Source organism: Microbulbifer epialgicus (genome assembly GCF_041447265.1).
GTDB classification, from domain to species: Bacteria; Pseudomonadota; Gammaproteobacteria; order Pseudomonadales; family Cellvibrionaceae; genus Microbulbifer; species Microbulbifer epialgicus.
Genome location: NZ_JBGMEK010000003.1, coordinates 127,358 through 146,004, shown reverse-complemented (window position 1 = coordinate 146,004; position 18,647 = coordinate 127,358). Strand labels below are relative to the sequence as shown.

Sequence of the window (18,647 nt, the reverse complement as noted above, 5' to 3'; positions counted from 1 at the left end):
TGGAATAATTAATCGAAAATAAATTCACTTATCGAATTATCACGCCAGACACCACGTCATCGCCCCTGGCATCTTTCATCATTGCGCCTGCGACGCACACCACTAAGGTTATACCCGCAACCAAATAAAGAGAGGCCAAGACCGTGCCCACAGAAGCCTATATTTACGATTCGATTCGTACCCCCCGGGGAAAAGGAAAATCCAACGGAGCCCTGCACGAAGTTAAACCTGTCACCCTACTCACCGACTTACTCCGTGAATTGCAAAAACGCACTCAACTGGATACCGCCAAAGTCGATGACGTCGTCATGGGCTGTGTCACCGCGTTCGGCGATCAGGGGGCGAATATTGCCAAAGTGGCCGCCCTCGCTGCGCACTGGGACCAGGATATTGGTGGCGTCACCTTAAACCGCTTCTGTGCCTCCGGCGCCGAAGCGGTCAACTTGGCCGCAGCCAAGGTGCGCTCAGGCTGGGAGCATCTGATGGTGGCCGGTGGAGTGGAGTCCATGTCCCGCGTCCCTATGGGCAGTGACGGCGGCGCCTGGGCCAAGGACCCGGAAACCGCCATTGAAACCAGTTTTGTTCCCCAGGGCATCGGCGCTGACCTGATCGCCACGCTCGACGGATTCACTCGCGAGGATGTGGATAACTTTGCCCTGGAGTCCCAGCGCAAGGCTACAGCCGCCTGGAAACGGGGCGCCTTTGCCAATTCGATTATTCCGGTACGTGACAAAAATGGTCTGCTGATCCTGGACAGGGACCAGCTTGTGCGTCCGGATACCTCCCTAGAGGGACTGGCAAACCTGAACCCTTCCTTTGCCGGCATAGGTGACCTGTGTTTCGACAGCATCGCCATTTCCCGCTACCCACAAGTGGAAACCATTGAGCATGTGCACACCGCCGGCAATTCCTCAGGCATTGTCGATGGCGCTGCCGCGATCCTGATTGGCAGTGAACAGGCGGGCCGCGACCTGGGGCTAACACCCCGCGCACGCATTATCTCTGCCGCCGTGGTCGGCACGGAACCTACCATCATGCTGACCGGACCCGCCCCAGCTACGCGCAAGGCCCTGAAAGTCGCCGGTCTCACTGCTCAGGACATCGACCTGTACGAAGTAAACGAGGCCTTTGCGTCGGTGGTACTGCGCTTCCAGCACGAACTGGATATCGACCCACAGAAGCTCAACGTAAATGGCGGCTCAATCGCCATGGGACACCCTCTGGGAGCCACCGGGGCCATGCTGATTGGCACGGTACTGGATGAGCTGGAACAGCGACAACAGCGCTACGGCCTCGTCACCCTGTGTGTAGGTGGCGGCATGGGCGTGGCAACCATTATTGAACGGGTGTAGGGGGACAAATCATGAAATCTATTCGCCTCGAAAAAGACAGTGACAACATCGTCCACCTGATCATGGACAACCCCAATGCCTCGGCAAATGTAATGGACAAGGACTTTACCGACTCCCTGCAGGCCGTGGTGGAAAAACTTCAACAGCAGGACTACACCGGTATTATTGTGCGCTCGGCCAAAAAAACATTTTTTGCCGGCGGCGATCTCAAGTCCTTATACGCAGCCAAAAAAAGCGATGCCGAAACATTTTTTGCCTCGTGTGAATCTTTCAAGGCTCAGCTGCGCTGGCTGGAGACCCAGGGCAAACCGGTCGTGGCGGCAATTAACGGTACCGCACTGGGCGGAGGTTGGGAAATTGCCCTCGGCTGCCATCAGCGCATCGCCCTGGATGACAGCTCGGTAAAAATTGGCTTACCCGAAGTCACCCTAGGGCTGTTGCCTGGCGGTGGTGGTTGTATACGCATGCCGCGGCTGCTGGGTATCCAGAATGCCCTGCCTTTCCTGCTTGAGGGCAAACAGGTACGTGTAAAACAGGCTTTAGAAGCGGGCCTGATTCACCAAACTGCCAATGACATGGATGACTTGCTCAACAAAGCGCGGGCCTATATCCAAGCCAATAATGACTCCCAGGTTTTACAGCCTTGGGACCAACCCGATTATCGTATGCCTGGGGGGGATGCCAAGAACCCTAAAAACGCCCAGCTGCTGATGATCGCAACTGCCATGTTGGAAAAGAAAACCCGCGGCTGCCTGCCGGCTCCTGAAGCAATTTTGGCTACCGTGGTGGAAGGTGCGCAAGTGGATTTCGAAACGGCCACACGCATAGAATCCCGTCACTTTGTCGAGCTAACCTGCGGTCAGGTAGCCAAGAATATGATCGGCACCTTCTGGTTTGCCCTCAATGACCTAAAAGCCGGTGCCTCCCTACCTCAGGCCGCACGCAACCTGGAAACCCAGCCAATACGCAAGATCGGAATTCTTGGTGCGGGCATGATGGGCTCAGCGATTGCCTACGCCTGTGCCAGTAAAGGGGTTGAGGTGGTCCTAAAAGATGTCTCTATGGAGGCCGCGTTGAACGGTAAGGGCTATGCGGAAAAGTCCCTGCAAAAACGCCTGCAGCGCGGTCGCACAGATGAAGCCCGCATGCAGACAATTCTATCCAGAATTCTACCCACAGACAGTGCTGCTGAGCTTGCAGGTTGCGAATTGGTCATTGAGGCGGTATTTGAGGACCGGGAGCTAAAAGCCAGTGTCACCAGTGAGGCCGAAGAGCAATTGAGCGACGGCGCAATTTTTGCATCCAATACCTCAACCCTACCTATTACTGGTCTGGCAAAGTCATCATCGCGACCAAAAAACTTTATCGGCATGCACTTTTTTTCCCCCGCCGACAAAATGCCCCTGGTAGAAATCATCTGCGGTGAGGAAACCAGCGAAGAAACCCTTGCTCAGGCCTTCTCCTTTGTACTGCAAATCGGCAAGACACCCATTGTCGTCAATGACAGCCGCGGCTTTTTCACCTCAAGGGTATTCGGATGCTTTACCAATGAAGGCATCGGCATGCTTAGTGAGGGAGTTAATCCCGCCACTATCGAGAATGCCGCCTCCCTGGCCGGATTCCCAGTGGGTCCCTTGGCGGTCAGCGATGAAGTTTCCCTGGCTTTAATGGCAAGAATTCGTCAACAGACGATTAATGATTTACAAAAGGAGGGGAAAAAAGCGTCCACGCATCCTGCTGAATCGGCAATTGACCACATGCTGGAGCTGGGGCGCGCTGGTAAAGCCGCCGGAGGTGGTTTTTACTCCTACCCTGAAGGCGGCAAAAAGCATCTATGGCAGGGACTAGGGCAGGAGTTTCCACTTACCGAGCAACCATCGGTTGAGGATGTCAAAGAGCGCCTACTGTTTATCATGGCCATAGAGAGTTTGCGTTGTTATGAAGAGAAAGTACTACGCAGTGTGCGGGATGCGAATATTGGTTCTATTTTTGGTATCGGCTTCCCGCCCTGGACCGGCGGCGCTCTGCAGTACATCAACCAATATGGCGTAACGAAATTCGCACAACGCGCTCAGCAGCTTGCTCGGTCCTATGGAGAAAGGTTCACCCCACCGACGATATTGATCACGCTGGCGGAGTCCAGGCAGAACCTGGAGGATGAAGAGTAAATCCTGGATAAAAAGCTTCATTAATCTCGTCACACATTAAGTCGCGGGATTATTAACCTAGCAAACTGACAGGTATGGGATTATTGCGGCACAAGGAAGTGCCGGCGTCGGCCACAGGCCGGCTCAAGCTCGTGAGATACCAGTGAACTTCCATTTCTAAGCCAGTTTTTCACAGGTAACAATGAAAGAGATGGGGGGTCACCTATTTCATTACTAAATCAATAACAGCTCGATAACCAAATTTCGCCAATCAAAAAAAGAATAAACAAACGATTTTTGTGCTGAATCTGACAGTTATAGCGCGCATACTATTATCAGAAGTTCCAGATCATAATGAATAATGATGGAGTAACAGATGATACCAAGAACTGTTTATAGTGAAGAGCATGAGCGCTTTCGCGACACAGTACGTAAATTCCTCGAAAATGAAGCTGCCCCTTATCACAGCCAGTGGGAAAAAGACGGGCAGGTTGATCGCGCGCTGTGGAATAAAGCTGGAGAAATGGGCTTCCTCTGCCCACAGATACCCGAAGCTTATGGTGGCCTGGAACTGGACTATGGCTACAACGCTATAATTGACGAAGAAGTTGCCCATGCCGGTCTCTCAGGCATCGGGTGGGGTCTCCACTCCAATATAGCCGTGCCTTATATCATCAAATACGGTACAGAGGAACAAAAGAGAAAGTATCTGCCTAAGTGTATCAGCGGCGAAATCGTCACCGCCATTGCCATGACTGAGCCCGGCACCGGTTCCGATCTTCAAGGGATAAGAACCACTGCCATCAAACAGGGGGAGCACTACCTGCTTAATGGCTCCAAAACTTTTATTACCAATGGCCAGCATGCCGATGTGGTGATTGTCGTAGCCAAAACAGATCCCAATGAAGGGGCATCTGGAGTAAGCCTATTGTTGGTGGATGCCAACTCCCCCGGCTTTAAGAGGGGCACCAATTTGGAAAAAATTGGGCTGAAAGCTCAGGATACTTCGGAGCTTTTCTTCGATGATGTAAAAGTACCGGTAGAGAACTTACTCGGCGCAGAGGGCCAGGGCTTTATTTACTTGATGCAGGAACTGCCTCAAGAACGCCTCAGTGTCGCCATCTTCGCAGTAGCCAATGCTGAAGCTGCCCTACAGTGGACTCTCGACTATGTACGGGAACGCAAGGCCTTCGGCAAACCCATCTCCGCTTTCCAAAACACCCAGTTTAAACTTGCTGAGCTTGATAGTGAGCTCACCGCCCTTCGGGTTTTTGTAGACCGCTGCCTTGAGCTGCACTATGAGAAAAAACTTGATGTCGCCACAGCTGCAAAAGCCAAACTCCTCAGTACCGACTTTCAATGCAAGCTCCTGGATGAATGTGTCCAACTGCACGGAGGTTTTGGCTACATGTGGGAATATCCAATTGCCCGCGCCTGGGCCGATGCCCGTGTCCAGCGTATTTATGCCGGCACCAATGAAATTATGAAGTTGATCATCTCTCGCGAACTGCTTCGGGAGAGGTAACCCATTGAGCCAGCAACCAACCAGGTTGCTGGCTCAGCTACACATCCGGCAGAACTAGTTCAGAACCTATCCTTAAGACCAATACACAGCCAGCAGATCTTATGCAAAATAATAAAGGTCCACTCCATGGGCTCAAAATTCTTGACTTTACCACCCTCTTGCCAGGCCCATATGCCACAATGCTATTGGCGGATTTGGGTGCCGAAATCCTGCGTATCGAATCACCAACTCGCCCGGACATGCTGCGCTATTCCCCCCCCATGGTTGACGGCGAGGAGACTATCTCCGCTGCCCATGCCACAATTAACCGTAACAAAAAATCCCTGGCATTAGACCTTAAAAGCCCCAAGGCAAAAGACATTATTCAGCGCCTTCTGCATAATTACGATATTGTCATTGAGCAATTCAGGCCCGGCGTCATGGACAAGCTGGGAATAGGTTATCAGTCACTTCAGGTTCTACGGCCGGATATTATTTATTGTTCCATCACCGGCTATGGACAAAATGGTCCACTCAAACAACGCGCCGGCCATGATATTAACTACCTGGCACTCTCTGGCCTCGCAAGTTATTCAGGGCGAGACCGCAGTGGCCCCAGCCTCAGCGGCACACAGATTGCCGACATCGCAGGTGGCTCACATCATGCGGTAATGGCTATACTCGCCGCCGTATATAAGCGTCAGCAATCAGGTACTGGAACATACATCGATATCAGCATGACCGACTGCGCTTTCGCCTTGAATGCAATATGTGGGGCAAATTCCCTGGCGAAACATCAAGATCCTCAGTTGGAAAAGGAATTTCTCAACGGAGGTAGCTACTATGACTACTATCGCACCAAAGATAATCGCTATTTGGCGGTGGGCAGCCTGGAACCTCAATTTGCAGAGAGGTTTTTTCAGTGCATCGATCATCCCGAGTGGATAAATCGCGTGCTTGCTGCCGATGATCAGAATTCTCTAAAACAAGATATAGCCACAGTTATACGCGAACGGAATTTTCAGGACTGGAATATAATTTTTGAAAGCAATGATGCCTGCGTAGAACCCGTGCTCAATTTCAATGAAGCGGCTGAAAGCGCACAAATCCAAGAGCGGGAAATGCTATGTTTGGCGATTACACCTAATGGAAATAAGATCACGCAGATAAATAGCCCTTTTTATTTTGACGGTCAAAAAAACCTAGAGCACACAGCTGGTTCTACCCTTGGTGAACACAGCCACTCTGTCCTGCAATCCCTGGGATACAGCCCATCTGAGATTGAAAAAATAATTACTTTTAATTAGTATCTGCTATTTTTATGCAACCCTAAAAAAAACCGTTTTCCTCACCTGCAAACCATGGATCTGGGATTATCTGAAATCATACTCTATGAAGAAGAGCTGGGAATCAGTACAGATAATAGTAAGCTCATTTATAATCTTATTTGTTGGTAACTGTCACAGAAAGTACTCGCCAAATACAAATTTGCTACTAAGTTCTAACATGGTGTAGGATCCAACATCTGTACATGAACTCCAATGTGGGATTTACCTTATCATTTGGGTATGCCACTGTAGAATAATAATCATACTACTGGGTCAGAAGGAAGGAATACACTGCACTCGAGACGCGCTGTGAATACATCCCTGTAAGCTTGTAATCGGCATCCATGCCCCATACGGTCCCGAGCGCTGCGCATTCTTTCCTTCCCCCCTTTTTTAGTAGGTATCTGTTTTTTATGAAAAATCCGTTTTGGCGATTTATCGCTGCCCGAAAGGCAATTTTTCGCAGATCTTCATATCTTCAAGTAACTGGCTGGCTAGAATCCTTTAAGCGAGGTTACCCCTGTGACGCAGAGGGCAGTGCATTACCGTGGATGAATTATCCAGTCATAGGATTTCTGCAGGAGCGCCTGAGTAAGGATCTAACCGTCTTTGAGTTTGGCAGCGGGTTTTCAACGCGATTCTATGCAGAGCGTACAGCCTCGGTACAAAGTGTAGAAGATAATCCAAAGTGGTTTGAAATAATGACAAAGCAATTGCCTCAAAATGCCAACATAGCATTTCAGGCAGCGGACAAAGATGGTGAATATTGTCGTGCAATCAAAAATCTTGACAAAAAGTTTCAACTGATAGTCGTGGATGGGCGAGACCGGGTCAACTGTTTTAAACAAAGCCTTTCATGTTTAACCGATGATGGTGTCATTTTACTAGATGATTCAACACGTGAAAAATATGGTCCGGCTATCACCCTTGGCGAGGCCGCAGGGTTTAAAGTATTACATTTCGAAGGAATGAAACCTACTGCAACCGGATTGCATCGAACCAGTCTATTTTACAAACCAGGAAATTGCCTTAACTTATAATAAAAAACTGCTCTATATCTGAGCTTAGATTATGAAATAGCTTTTAATCCAGCAATTAAGCCTCTCCAGGTAAGATGAGCGTACTTCTAGTACGAAACTGGATCAATGCTTCCTCATTTTTACCGGGGAGGCAATAGAATTTAATATCTGATCGCTTTCGAACGGCACGCCAGTGGAATCAGAATACCTGGTCAGCATATTAAACCAACTCAAAAGAAATATAGCGCGGCAAGTCATATCATAAGAACCATAGTGCTCCACAAAAGCATGAACTGAACTCTCTGTCATCTTTGCATCGTTAGTGATCTCGTCACATGCTACACAAAGTGTCCGGTGCCAGGAATTCAGCGAGGTGATATTCTCAGAAAGTACTATATTAACAATTTCCTGTGGCAGAGTAGCCGTTTTTCGGTGAAAATTGATCTCATATTGGGAATCATTACCTTTGCAGATTCGATAAAGCATGATCTCACGATCATCATCCGGTAAGTAATCATTGCTAAATAATGCCGAGATCACTGAATATATCTCTGGAGCAATCCCCGTTCTTGCTAACATCAGCGCAATATTTACCGGCGGTAGTCCACCCAGCAACTTCTGTGTCTTGCTGTCAAATTCCTGAATCGAAGCTAAAGGTATCCTGCTCATGACCTCTCCAGTTATGACTGTCTAGACACACCTTTTACCGATCGACTGAAACTTTCAGCCTAGAGTTTAGATGAGTTTTTAAACTTGGTGCTCTCACCGCTTAATTACAACTATCAAATCCATTAAGCATCCAGCCAGATTTTTAAAAATACCTCCGACGAACAACTCAATCTTCATGAGCAACTCTTGCACCCTACCTCATTATTGATTAAGCTTCACCCCTGCAATCCATATCAATGGCCTGGATAAATTAATGAGTTTCAGGCATTTTCAGTTGGAGCCTTTTACGCCAATGAACTAAACCCTGCATGACACTGGAAATAAATCCGCTCTCTTGGGTGGAACTGTTTATCCTGTGCAGGTGGCGTAATTCCATTGAATAAAATCACTTCTCCGTAAAGACTCTACGCCGCCCGCTCCGTTTAACGGAGGGCTATATGCCAGCTATTTGTACTCTTGAAAACTTCTCTCTAGCAATTGGGGACACACTACTCTTTAACCGAATAAACTCAGAATTACCAACAGGCATCACCGGACTGGTTGCACCCAATGGCTGGGGAAAGTCCACTTTATTAAAGGCGCTCTCTGGCCAGACAATAACCGAGACCGGCCGAATTATTTGGAGCAAACCCCATTTTTTAGTTAAGCAATTTCAGGATATAGAAAATTTAAGGGTCGCCGACTGTCTGAAACACGGTGAACTCTACAGCGTATTCTATCGTATCGAACAAGGCCTCTCAGCAGAGGAAGATCTAGTTGCAGTTGCTGATAACTGGCACTTACCCGCCACCTGGAAACGCCAGTTAAAATCCGCAGACATTCAAGCCTCCCTGGATACACCAATCAATAAGCTGAGTGGTGGCCAGAGGGCACGGCTAACTCTCTCTACTGCATTTGCCTATCCAGATCACTACCTTCTTTTGGATGAGTCCAATAACTGTCTGGATCGGGAGGGGCGGGAATGGCTTAAAAATAGATTAATACAACATCCAGGTGGAGCTTTAATAGCTAGCCATGACAGGCAGTTATTAGAAAATGTGAATCAGATATTGGAAATAAATCAGCAGAAATTACGACTATACGGAAGTGGATACAGCGACTACCAGCATCAACGGAACGCTGAGCAAGCAGTATTATCACAAAGAATAGAAGCAAATCGTAAAGAATTAAAAAAATTAAATGAACTTAAGCAACAGACCCTTCATAAGACCACAATGAGACAGCATCAGGGAGAACGTCGGCGCAGCTCTCAGAGCAAATCACTGGTAGATGCGCAAAAAGACCGTGCAGGGCAGAACCTTGGCAGAATAAAACGTGAACTTGATCGACGCCAGTCACAGCTAGAGAACACACAAAAGCATTTCCAAGAGCTATCCAAGAAGAGGAATCAAAAATTAACACCACAAAAGCTCAATATCATTCCTGGTTTTTTACATGGGACCATACGATTACATCTTGAGAATTTATGCCTTCCCTTTGGAAAACATCGAGCACCCATATCCATGACTCTACATAGTGGAGATCGCTGGCATGTCACTGGTGGAAACGGATACGGCAAATCTACCTTGTTGAAAATTATCGCAGGCCAACTGGAGGCGCAAGCGGGGGTTTGCCAACGCTTTGGGAGTTATTGCTATTTGGACCAGGATCTTAGCATTTTCAACAAAGATCTATCTGCTCTCGACAACCTGATTCAACGCTTCCCCGGAAGTAGAGAGTTGGAGTGGCGCACAGCAATGGGGAGTATGCGCCTAAGAGGTGATATGGCATTGCGCCCTATCAGACTCTTAAGTGGTGGAGAACGCCTTAAAGTAGCCCTTCTTGCAGCTACACATGGCAACCCAGCTGCAGATCTGCTACTACTGGACGAACCAGAAAATCATTTGGATCTGGATTCCCGCCAGTTACTGGAGAGAGCTCTTAGGGACTTTCCTGGTACCTTTCTGATAGCCTCACATGATCCGGCTTTTATCGAAGCTATAGGCGTCAATGGACAGCTAAAACTTGAATAACTAAGGATAACTCTCAGACAAGGGTACTATCAGTGAAGACACTTCGTCTGATTCTAGGGGACCAACTCAATCACAAACACTCTTGGTATCGTGATGACAGCGATGAGATCGTTTACTTTATCGCCGAAATGCGCCAGGAGACAGACTATGTTGTTCACCATATTCAAAAAGTGGTGGCATTCTTCGAAGCCATGCAGGAGTTTGCCACATGGCTTAAGTTACGCAATAAGAAGGTCATCCACTTTAAGTTAGATGACAAGGAGAACAGGCAGGACCTCGCGGAAAATATCAAATACTTGGTCAGTAAATTCAGCTTTGAAAGATTTGAATATCTGTTACCGGATGAACATCGACTGGATCAACAGTTAAAAAAACTGTGCCGAGAAATGGCAATAGATCACCAGGCTCATGATACAGAGCACTTCCTAACCAATAGAGAGGAACTATCGAATTTTTTCCAAGATAAGAAGATTCTTATAATGGAAAACTTCTACCGCCATATGCGTAGAAAATATAAAATTTTAATGAATAGCAACGACGGACCTGAAGGAGGTAAGTGGAACCATGACCAAGATAATCGCAAAAAATGGAAAAGCGATATAAAAGCTCCCCACCAATATCTATTTCGTAAAGATATTTCTAATACATTTAATCGCATTCAAAAAGCAAATATAGAGACAATTGGAAGAATTGATCCGCAACGCTTTCCTTGGCCAACCAATCGAAAAGACAGCCTTAAACTACTTCACCATTTTTGCACAAATCTGCTCCCGCATTTTGGTGATTTTCAAGATGCTATGGACCCCAGCGAGGCTTACCTTTTCCACAGTCGACTTAGCTTTTCCCTCAACTGCAAACTACTTAGCCCTCTGGAAGTGATAAAAGCTGTTATCAACCAATGGGAATCTAATAAAAAATGCATTCGCATTAACCAAGTTGAGGGTTTTGTACGGCAAATATTAGGCTGGCGTGAATATATGCGTGGAATCTACTGGAGAGAGATGCCGGCGTATGGCAAACAAAACAAGTTGCACAATAAAAACCCACTACCCTCATTCTATTGGACCGCAAAAACGGAGATGAACTGCCTCCAACAGACCATCAAAAATAGCTTGGAACATGCCTATGCCCACCATATCCAACGTCTGATGATTACTGGAAACTTTGCTCTACTTACCCAAACTGATCCCGATCAGGTAGAAGCTTGGTATCTGGGTATTTACATTGATGCCATACAATGGGTGGAAATGCCTAACACAAGGGGCATGAGCCAATTTTCTGACGGTGGCCTGGTTGCTACCAAACCTTATATCAGCAGTGGGGCTTACATTAATAAAATGAGTAATTATTGCAATGACTGTCGATATAAAGTTAAGGAAAGAATTGGAGACGATGCCTGTCCCTTCAATAGTCTTTACTGGAACTTTCTCGCAGAAAAGCGTAATTACTTTAACAATAATCCGAGGCTAGCCATGATGCTGAGCTTGCTGGATAAAATTGAAAAGAGGGAATTAAAAGATATAAAAAAAAGAGCTGTTAGCCTTATTCGCACTTTGAAAGACCGAAAAAAATAAGCATCCTCCAGCGCTGGGCATCCATGCCCGAAGCTCATTTAATGTGGGTAACTGAGTTCTTTTATTTAAACATCAACTCGGGGTTCACCATGGTCTTCATTTCCAAGACATTACCATTTGGATCTTCGATGAAGAAGGTCTCCTGTTCGTATTCATTTCCAACAAAGCGGCGGTAAGGCTTGTCCAGGTATTCGAGTCCTGCAGCCTCGATACGGGCTTTGAGGGCCTGGAATTCATCATCAGGGAGATGGATACCAAAATGAGGGACAGCAACCTCACCCATATCCACCTTGTGGCGCACATTGGGTAATTTTTCTTCACTCTGATGTAATGTCAGCTCATTGCCCCAAAAGTCGATGTCTACCCAGCGACCCTTTTCGCTATTACCAGTTTTACAACCCAATACATCACAGTAAAATTTCTTTGCAGTTTCCAGGTCACCTGCAGGAATCGCAAGATGCAGACAATTCGATTTCATATAGCCTCCCACCACTGATTGCTCCTCACTCCCCAAAGTAGACACTGGACAGTCACCAGCCAATACCGAGGAGTTAAGTTGCTTGATCAATCGGTATACACATTGAGGGTCGACCGACCCATTTATTATTTATTCAGCCTCGCGGCTCACTCTGTGAAGCCCCGAAGCATGTTGAAATTTCAAGAAGTTACCGGCCATTTTCCCTTCTACCGTAAATACTATTTCTATTTATAAGGAACAGCATCTACGCCTCCCACCTAATGCTCAAAAAGCCATAGGATCTAAATCCAGGTCACCACTGGTCAGCAGACTTTGAAATATCCTCCTAATCAAGGTAGTTAGTTTAACATAAATGTTTTACTAAATTACTGGCAGAGCTCACAGGAAGGACTGGAATGAAGAACTGACTCGTGAGTTTACTAATTCTTAATTCCCGGAAATGAAATAGATGAATCCTCACCGATTTCAGTGTCGCCGCTGAAATACTGCCGCAGATACGCTTATCTGCTGATTTTACACCGGCTCAAACCAGACTATGGTCGACTGAAGCATATCCTTGCGCGGCATTAACCCGCTAGCTTACTGGCCCGCCTGTTTAAGAAAATGCGCCATCCGCTGACCGTGCGATGATTGAAGGAATCCTATTTAGCTAATCGTGCCCTTATTTAGCCATCCAGTAACCCGCAATCAAACCACGGTATTTTGGTGCCAGCACTAAGAGAAACTCCCAAGTTACGACTGATTGGCCACCACAATCCCAGCCGAAGTAACTTCTACCACTGGGGTATTAGACCATTCCTTCATTAGACCTATTTCCCAGTCCCAAACCGTAAAAATTGCAAAAGGTAAAAATATTTTTCTTTTAGAGAATCCACTGGTACAACATTGCTTTCACCCTTATTTAAGAAGCGCGATTGCTGAAAAAAAATACTGGAAAACAGGCCGTAAACTCTGGTACATTCCGCGACTATTTTTTAACCAACTCTGCCGACCGGAATGTCGGCCGCCAGTGCGGTCTCCGCCTGTCGCCGTACCAGAGGTAATAGAATGAAACCAACCAAGCCCCTGCTACTCATGGCCACCGGCCTGCTGTCTACAGCTGTCCAAGCTGAAATGACCTGGAGTGACAACAGCCTGAGCCTGCTGTACGGCAGCGATTATGAGGTTAACTACAGCCTTAGCACTGATGACTCCGAACGCTCTGTAGTCACTTTCGAACACGCCAGTGGTCACAGCTGGGGCGACCTGTTTATCTTTGCTGACTACCTGGACTCAGAAGACGGCTCGAAGGAACTTTATTCTGAAATTTCACCCCGCCTGAGCCTGGGGAAGCTCAGCAATCGTGAGTTAGCTTGGGGGCCCATGACCGACGTACTAGTGGCTACCACCGTTGAGCTGGGCAATATGGATGACCCGGATGGCCTCACAGCTACGGGCCCACATTTTACGAATATCCTGACAGGTGTTGGTTTAGATCTCGCAGTGCCGGGCTTTTCCTTTGTTCAGGTCAATGCCTACCACCGAGACAATGACGACAAAGCCAGCAATGAGCAGCTGACCCTGGTTTGGGCCATGCCGTTTACCTTGGGCAGTGCCAGCTTCGTTTACGATGGCTTTATCGATTGGACCAGCGCTTCTGAAGACACACACCCAAGTATGAACTTCACCTCCCAGCTCAAGTGGGATGTAGGCTCTAACTGGGGAGAGCCCAAGGCCCTGTATGCCGGTATTGAGTATGTACATTGGAATGACAAGTTTGGAATTAAAGATGGCTCCTTCGGAGTTGATTCCAATGAGCGCAACGTAAACCTGCTAGTAAAGTACCACTTCTGATATGAAACCCACTGATATCCAAACATCAGCAACCGCTGGGACTGGCATTTCTCCGGCAGGAGCCAATGCCTCCCTGCTGGAAAAGCTGTTTAAGTTGTCCGAGCGTCAAACGAATGTTCGTCGGGAAGTGATTGCCGGCGTTACTACATTCCTGACCATGGCTTACATCATTTTTGTAAACCCCAATATCCTCGCTGCAGCCGGCATGGACAAGGGCGCCGTGTTTATGGCGACCTGCCTCGCAGCGGCAATCGGCTGCCTGGTAATGGGTCTCTACGCCAACTATCCAATAGCTTTGGCACCGGGTATGGGCCTCAACGCTTTTTTTGCCTATGTGGTTGTGGGCGAGATGGGTTATAGCTGGCAGGTGGCCCTGGGTGCAGTGTTTATATCCGGTGTGATATTCCTATTGCTCAGTATCTTTAAGCTGCGGGAGTGGATTATCGACAGTATCCCGCTATCTCTGCGGCAATCATTAGCCGCCGGCATCGGCTTGTTCCTGGCAATTATTGCTCTGAAGAGCGCCGGTATTGTGGTAGCCAGCCCGGCCACTCTGGTAACACTGGGTGACCTTAAGTCCATTGAAGCCATGCTGGCAGCCCTGGGCTTCTTTATTATTGTGGCCCTGTCCTACCGCCGTATGCTCGGCTCTGTGATGATCGGTATTCTCGCGGTCACTGTTATCGCCCTGGCAATCGGCAAGGTAGAGTACTCTGGTCTGGTAGCCGCTCCCCCAAGCTTGGCTCCCACTTACCTTGAGCTGGATATTGCCGGTGCCTTTGAAATTGGTATGATCAGCGTAATCTTCGCCTTCCTATTCGTGGACCTGTTCGATACCGCTGGCACCTTGCTGAGTGTTTCCGACCGCGCCAAGCTACTGGACAAGAATGGCAAGCTGCCGGGCATGGGTAAAGCCCTGATGGCTGATAGCTCTGCGTCCGTAGTTGGCTCCGTTCTGGGTTCCTCCACCACCACCTGTTATGTGGAAAGCACCGCGGGTATTACCGCCGGTGGACGCACCGGCCTGACCGCGGTGGTTTGTGCCGGCCTATTCCTATTGGCAATTTTCTTCTCCCCATTGATCGGTATGGTTCCCGCTTACGCAACCGCAGGTGCCCTACTGTATGTTGGGGTATTGATGACCTCCGGCATGTCCTCCATCGACTGGGATGACATCACAGAAGCCGCCCCAGCGGTGATTGCAGCGGTTATGATGCCACTGTCTTTCTCTATCGCTCACGGCATTGCATTGGGTTTTATTGCCTACGCGGTCATCAAAACACTGAGCGGGCGCAGCAAAGACGTCAGTATCAGTGTCTACGTGTTAGCGGCACTCTTTATTGCCAAGTTCGCCTTTTTCTGAGGGGTACATTGATGAAAAAGCATTTTATCAGCGCACAGCAACTCTTGACGGATTCCTACGCGCTTGCGGAACAAATCTATCAGAGCGGCTTCCGCCCCAACTACATTGTCGGTGTTTGGCGTGGCGGCGCTCCGGTAGGTATCGCGGTACAGGAGTTGCTGCATGTAATGGGTGTGGATGCGGACCATATCGCAATCCGGACTTCGTCCTACCTCGGGATCGGCGAACGTGATAAGAAAGTTCGCGTACATGGACTGAACTACCTGATCAAACGCCTGGAGTCTCATGATTCCCTGCTGATCGTGGACGACGTACACGATTCCGGCCTGAGTATAGAGCAGACCATTGAAGATCTGCGTGCAGCCTGTAAGAAGAACACGCCTGAAATTCGCATTGCCACCCCTTACTACAAGCCGAAAAACAATAAAGCAAAGCGTGTACCGGATTACTTTATCCACAAGACTGAAGAGTGGCTGGTATTCCCACACGAAATCGATGGCCTCTCACGGGAAGAAATCCTGGAAAACAAGCCAGAGCTGGCGCCCTATGTAGACCGGATTGCCACTGCCGTTTAATTGTGGCTCCAACCGGGGGCTCTGGCCCCCGATATCCCCTCGCAAACCATACCTAGCCCCCCAGGCCCCGATACAGCCAGCCTCCCTCTTGCTAAATACACCAGCCTCGCCTTTTCGATACTCCAAAGCTTTCTTAATAGCGCCGGCTTATGAAACTAAAGTTGGTTTCAACTAATTTATTAAATAGCAAAGTTGGTCCAGAATAAAATCCTTAGATTCAAGTGTCGGAAAATAAAAATGAACGACAAACTTGCAGGGCTATCTCAGGCACAGCTAGATACCCACTGGATGCCATATACAGGTAACCGACAATTCAAACGAGATCCCCGCATCATCACAGCTGCCAAAGGCTGCTACTACACCAGTGCAGATGGCCGCCAGATATTCGATGGTCTTTCGGGGCTGTGGAACTGTGGTGCCGGTCACAATCGCCGCGAAATCGCCGAAGCCATCAAACAACAACTAATTACTCTCGACTATGCCCCCGCGTTCCAGTTTGCTCACCCAAAGTCCTTCGAGCTGGCTGAGCGAATCACACACTTTATGCCGGCAGGGCTCAACCGCATTTTTTTTACGAATTCCGGTTCTGAATCTACAGAAACCTCCCTAAAAATCGCCCGAGCCTATTGGCGCAAAAGAGGTTTACCGGGAAAGACCAAACTGATCGGCCGCATAAATGGCTATCATGGTGTGAATTTTGGTGGAATTAGTGTTGGCGGCATAGGTGCCAACCGATCATTATTCGGTCCCGCGCTCGATGCTGATCATTTATCCCATACGCTATTGCCAGAAAACCGCTTTTGCCAAGGACAGCCTCAACAGGGCGCCCACTTGGCCAACGAGCTACTCGAATTAATTGCCCTACACGATCCCAACAATATTGCGGCTGTAATCGTTGAGCCCATGGCCGGCTCTGCCGGCGTACTGCCTCCGCCGGAAGGCTACTTGCAGCGACTCCGCGAGATCTGTGACCAACACCAAATATTGTTGATATTTGACGAGGTGATTACCGCTTTTGGCAGAATGGGAACGGCTTCCGGGGCAGAACTCTTTGGCGTAGTACCGGATATTCTCAATACCGCCAAGCAACTTACCAATGGCAACATACCCATGGGCGCGGTGGCAGTTCGCCAGGGAATCTATGACACCTTTATGGAACAAGGAGGTCCCGACTACCAACTCGAGCTTGCCCATGGTTACACCTACTCGGCCCATCCAGTGGCCTGTGCTGCAGCGCTGGCTACCATCAGCATCCTGGAGCAGGAAAACCTGTTCCAGCGCGCATCGGAACTCGCTTACGTATTGGAGGAAACCATTCATCAATTAAGGGGCTTGGCATTAATTAGCGATATTCGAAACTGCGGTTTGGCAGCAGGCTTGACTATTGAATCCGCTCCAGGCGAACCACTGCTGCGCCCCTTTCGCATTGCCATGAAAATGTGGAATAAGGGGTTTTATATTCGTTACGGCGGCGACACCGTTCAGTTGGGGATGCCGTTTATTTCAACTAGCGAAGAAATCGATGGCTTAGTCAATGCCCTTGCCGAGTCTATCCTCGAGGTAGCCAATGGTCAGTAACTGCCATACTGTTTCACTAACCCAAACAACGGCCCGTCGCACAAGCACAACATTTCAACGCAAAACTCAGCTTGCTGGACTAGTCAATGACACCCTAAAAGGGAAACAGCGGTTCAAGCCAACATTAATCATGGCACTATAGAATCACCACTGACTATAACAGCAAGCGTTGTATCAAGATAAGGCTAACCCTGCTAGAGTAGCACCAAGGCTAATCTCAACACTATTTGACGTAGTCTCTCAAGATGCCCCAATACGGCAGCGTAATACTTTTCTCGCAAGGGCCGTCATAAGGGAATTCCGGCCCTTTTTAATTATTAAGCTATAAATCGGACAGGCATAGCTGAAATGAAATAAAAACAACCCATACAAAAGCAACCATCAATGAGAGGTTCAATGTCGCGCCCATTTAGGAGTTTACTTTTTCTGGCCACCTTGCTAATAATAAATTCACGTCAGTCCATTGAAAATTCTTACAATTACCGTTCTGCTTCGCACTTGAAAACGTATTCCCTCGGTGAAGGGCTTATCGTTATTGATGATTGCCCAATTCAAAATTAAGCAAAAAGTGAACAAGTAAATTTCATTCATTATTCCGTATATCACAACACTTGACTTAGAAAGACAAAGACTACCTGAAATGGAAATATCAGTACAAAAAGACGATCTCTCTGACGGCTCCATTAGTAAACTTCTGGAATCCCACTTGCAAGAAATGTATCAACACTCTCCTCCAAGTAGCGTTCATGCCTTGCCCCCACAAGAGCTGAAGAATTCAAAGATCACCTTCTGGGGTGCGAGGATCAATGGAGTTTTGGTAGGGTGTGGCGCTCTCAAGGAAATCTCACCAACTCTTGGAGAGATTAAATCTATGAAAACCAACAGGACATTTCTACGCAAAGGCATTGCCAGAAAAATACTTGAAAAAATCCTGGAAGAAGCCAAGTCTCGTAAATATCGAGAAGTAAAATTAGAAACGGGTAGCAGTGACGTCTTCGCTCCCGCAGTCTCATTATATCGACAATATGATTTTGAAAAGTGCGGGCCTTTCAGTAACTATAAAGAAGATATTTATAGCCTATTTTTTTCCAAAAGACTGTAAATCGTCACCATTTCCTCACACTTCTAGAGGAGCACCCAAAGATCATGACGTTATCCAGAAGGGATTTTTTGAAATTCATAGGGCTGCCACCTATTTTTCTCAGTGGAGTAACC

General features: G+C 48.0%; 14 protein-coding genes. 12 read left to right on the top strand and 2 right to left on the bottom strand.

Annotated features, from left to right (window positions below):
• Positions 1-143: 143 nt before the first annotated feature.
• From ACCI49_RS02845 to ACCI49_RS02825, 5 genes are all read left to right on the top strand, one after another.
• A complete protein-coding gene (locus ACCI49_RS02845) occupies positions 144-1,352 on the top strand; it encodes an acetyl-CoA C-acetyltransferase (protein ID WP_371837463.1) in 1,209 nt (402 codons plus the stop codon).
• Positions 1,353-1,363: 11 nt separating this feature from the next.
• Positions 1,364-3,520, top strand: a complete 2,157-nt coding sequence (locus ACCI49_RS02840; protein WP_371837462.1) for a 3-hydroxyacyl-CoA dehydrogenase NAD-binding domain-containing protein — start codon at positions 1,364-1,366, stop codon at positions 3,518-3,520.
• A gap of 355 nt (positions 3,521-3,875) precedes the next feature.
• On the top strand, positions 3,876-5,024 hold the full coding sequence (locus tag ACCI49_RS02835; RefSeq protein WP_371837461.1) for an acyl-CoA dehydrogenase family protein: 1,149 nt from the start codon (positions 3,876-3,878) through the stop codon (positions 5,022-5,024).
• A 101-nt stretch (positions 5,025-5,125) separates the two neighbouring features.
• A complete protein-coding gene (locus tag ACCI49_RS02830) occupies positions 5,126-6,310 on the top strand; it encodes a CaiB/BaiF CoA transferase family protein (protein WP_371837460.1) in 1,185 nt (394 codons plus the stop codon).
• 434 nt (positions 6,311-6,744) lie between these two features.
• The gene (locus ACCI49_RS02825; RefSeq protein WP_371837459.1) at positions 6,745-7,371 is read left to right on the top strand and encodes a hypothetical protein; all 627 of its coding nucleotides are present in this window, start codon (positions 6,745-6,747) and stop codon (positions 7,369-7,371) included.
• 102 nt (positions 7,372-7,473) lie between these two features.
• Here the strand turns inward: ACCI49_RS02825 and ACCI49_RS02820 are convergent, their stop codons facing one another.
• Entirely contained in the window at positions 7,474-8,019 is a 546-nt protein-coding gene (locus tag ACCI49_RS02820; protein WP_371837458.1) for a hypothetical protein, read from the bottom strand.
• Between the two features lie 437 nt (positions 8,020-8,456).
• On the opposite strand from ACCI49_RS02820, the gene ACCI49_RS02815 reads away from it, so the two are divergent.
• Together ACCI49_RS02815 and ACCI49_RS02810 are read left to right on the top strand one after the other, a co-directional pair.
• Positions 8,457-10,031, top strand: a complete 1,575-nt coding sequence (locus ACCI49_RS02815) for an ATP-binding cassette domain-containing protein (RefSeq protein WP_371837457.1) — start codon at positions 8,457-8,459, stop codon at positions 10,029-10,031.
• 32 nt (positions 10,032-10,063) lie between these two features.
• Positions 10,064-11,605, top strand: coding sequence for a cryptochrome/photolyase family protein (locus ACCI49_RS02810; RefSeq protein ID WP_371837456.1), 1,542 nt, complete (start codon positions 10,064-10,066; stop codon positions 11,603-11,605).
• A 61-nt stretch (positions 11,606-11,666) separates the two neighbouring features.
• On the opposite strand, the gene ACCI49_RS02805 is transcribed toward ACCI49_RS02810, so the two are convergent.
• Positions 11,667-12,083 (bottom strand): VOC family protein, encoded by a 417-nt coding sequence (locus ACCI49_RS02805; RefSeq protein ID WP_371837455.1) that lies wholly within the window; start codon positions 12,081-12,083, stop codon positions 11,667-11,669.
• A gap of 1,047 nt (positions 12,084-13,130) precedes the next feature.
• Between ACCI49_RS02805 and ACCI49_RS02800 the strand changes: the two genes are divergently transcribed.
• The 5 genes from ACCI49_RS02800 (at position 13,131) to ACCI49_RS02780 (ending at position 18,534) form a co-directional block, all read left to right on the top strand.
• Positions 13,131-13,916 carry an outer membrane protein OmpK gene (locus ACCI49_RS02800; protein ID WP_371837454.1) on the top strand — a complete coding sequence of 262 codons (786 nt, stop codon included), beginning with the start codon at positions 13,131-13,133 and terminating at the stop codon, positions 13,914-13,916.
• Between the two features lies 1 nt (position 13,917).
• Positions 13,918-15,279: an NCS2 family permease gene (locus tag ACCI49_RS02795; RefSeq protein WP_371837453.1), complete on the top strand. Its 1,362-nt coding sequence runs from the start codon at positions 13,918-13,920 to the stop codon at positions 15,277-15,279.
• An 11-nt stretch (positions 15,280-15,290) separates the two neighbouring features.
• Positions 15,291-15,854, top strand: a complete 564-nt coding sequence (locus tag ACCI49_RS02790; RefSeq protein ID WP_020414231.1) for a phosphoribosyltransferase — start codon at positions 15,291-15,293, stop codon at positions 15,852-15,854.
• 237 nt (positions 15,855-16,091) lie between these two features.
• Positions 16,092-17,432 (top strand): omega-aminotransferase AptA, encoded by a 1,341-nt coding sequence (gene aptA, locus ACCI49_RS02785; RefSeq protein ID WP_371837452.1) that lies wholly within the window; start codon positions 16,092-16,094, stop codon positions 17,430-17,432.
• 640 nt (positions 17,433-18,072) lie between these two features.
• Positions 18,073-18,534, top strand: a complete 462-nt coding sequence (locus ACCI49_RS02780) for a GNAT family N-acetyltransferase (protein ID WP_371837451.1) — start codon at positions 18,073-18,075, stop codon at positions 18,532-18,534.
• The last annotated feature ends 113 nt before the right edge of the window (positions 18,535-18,647 follow it).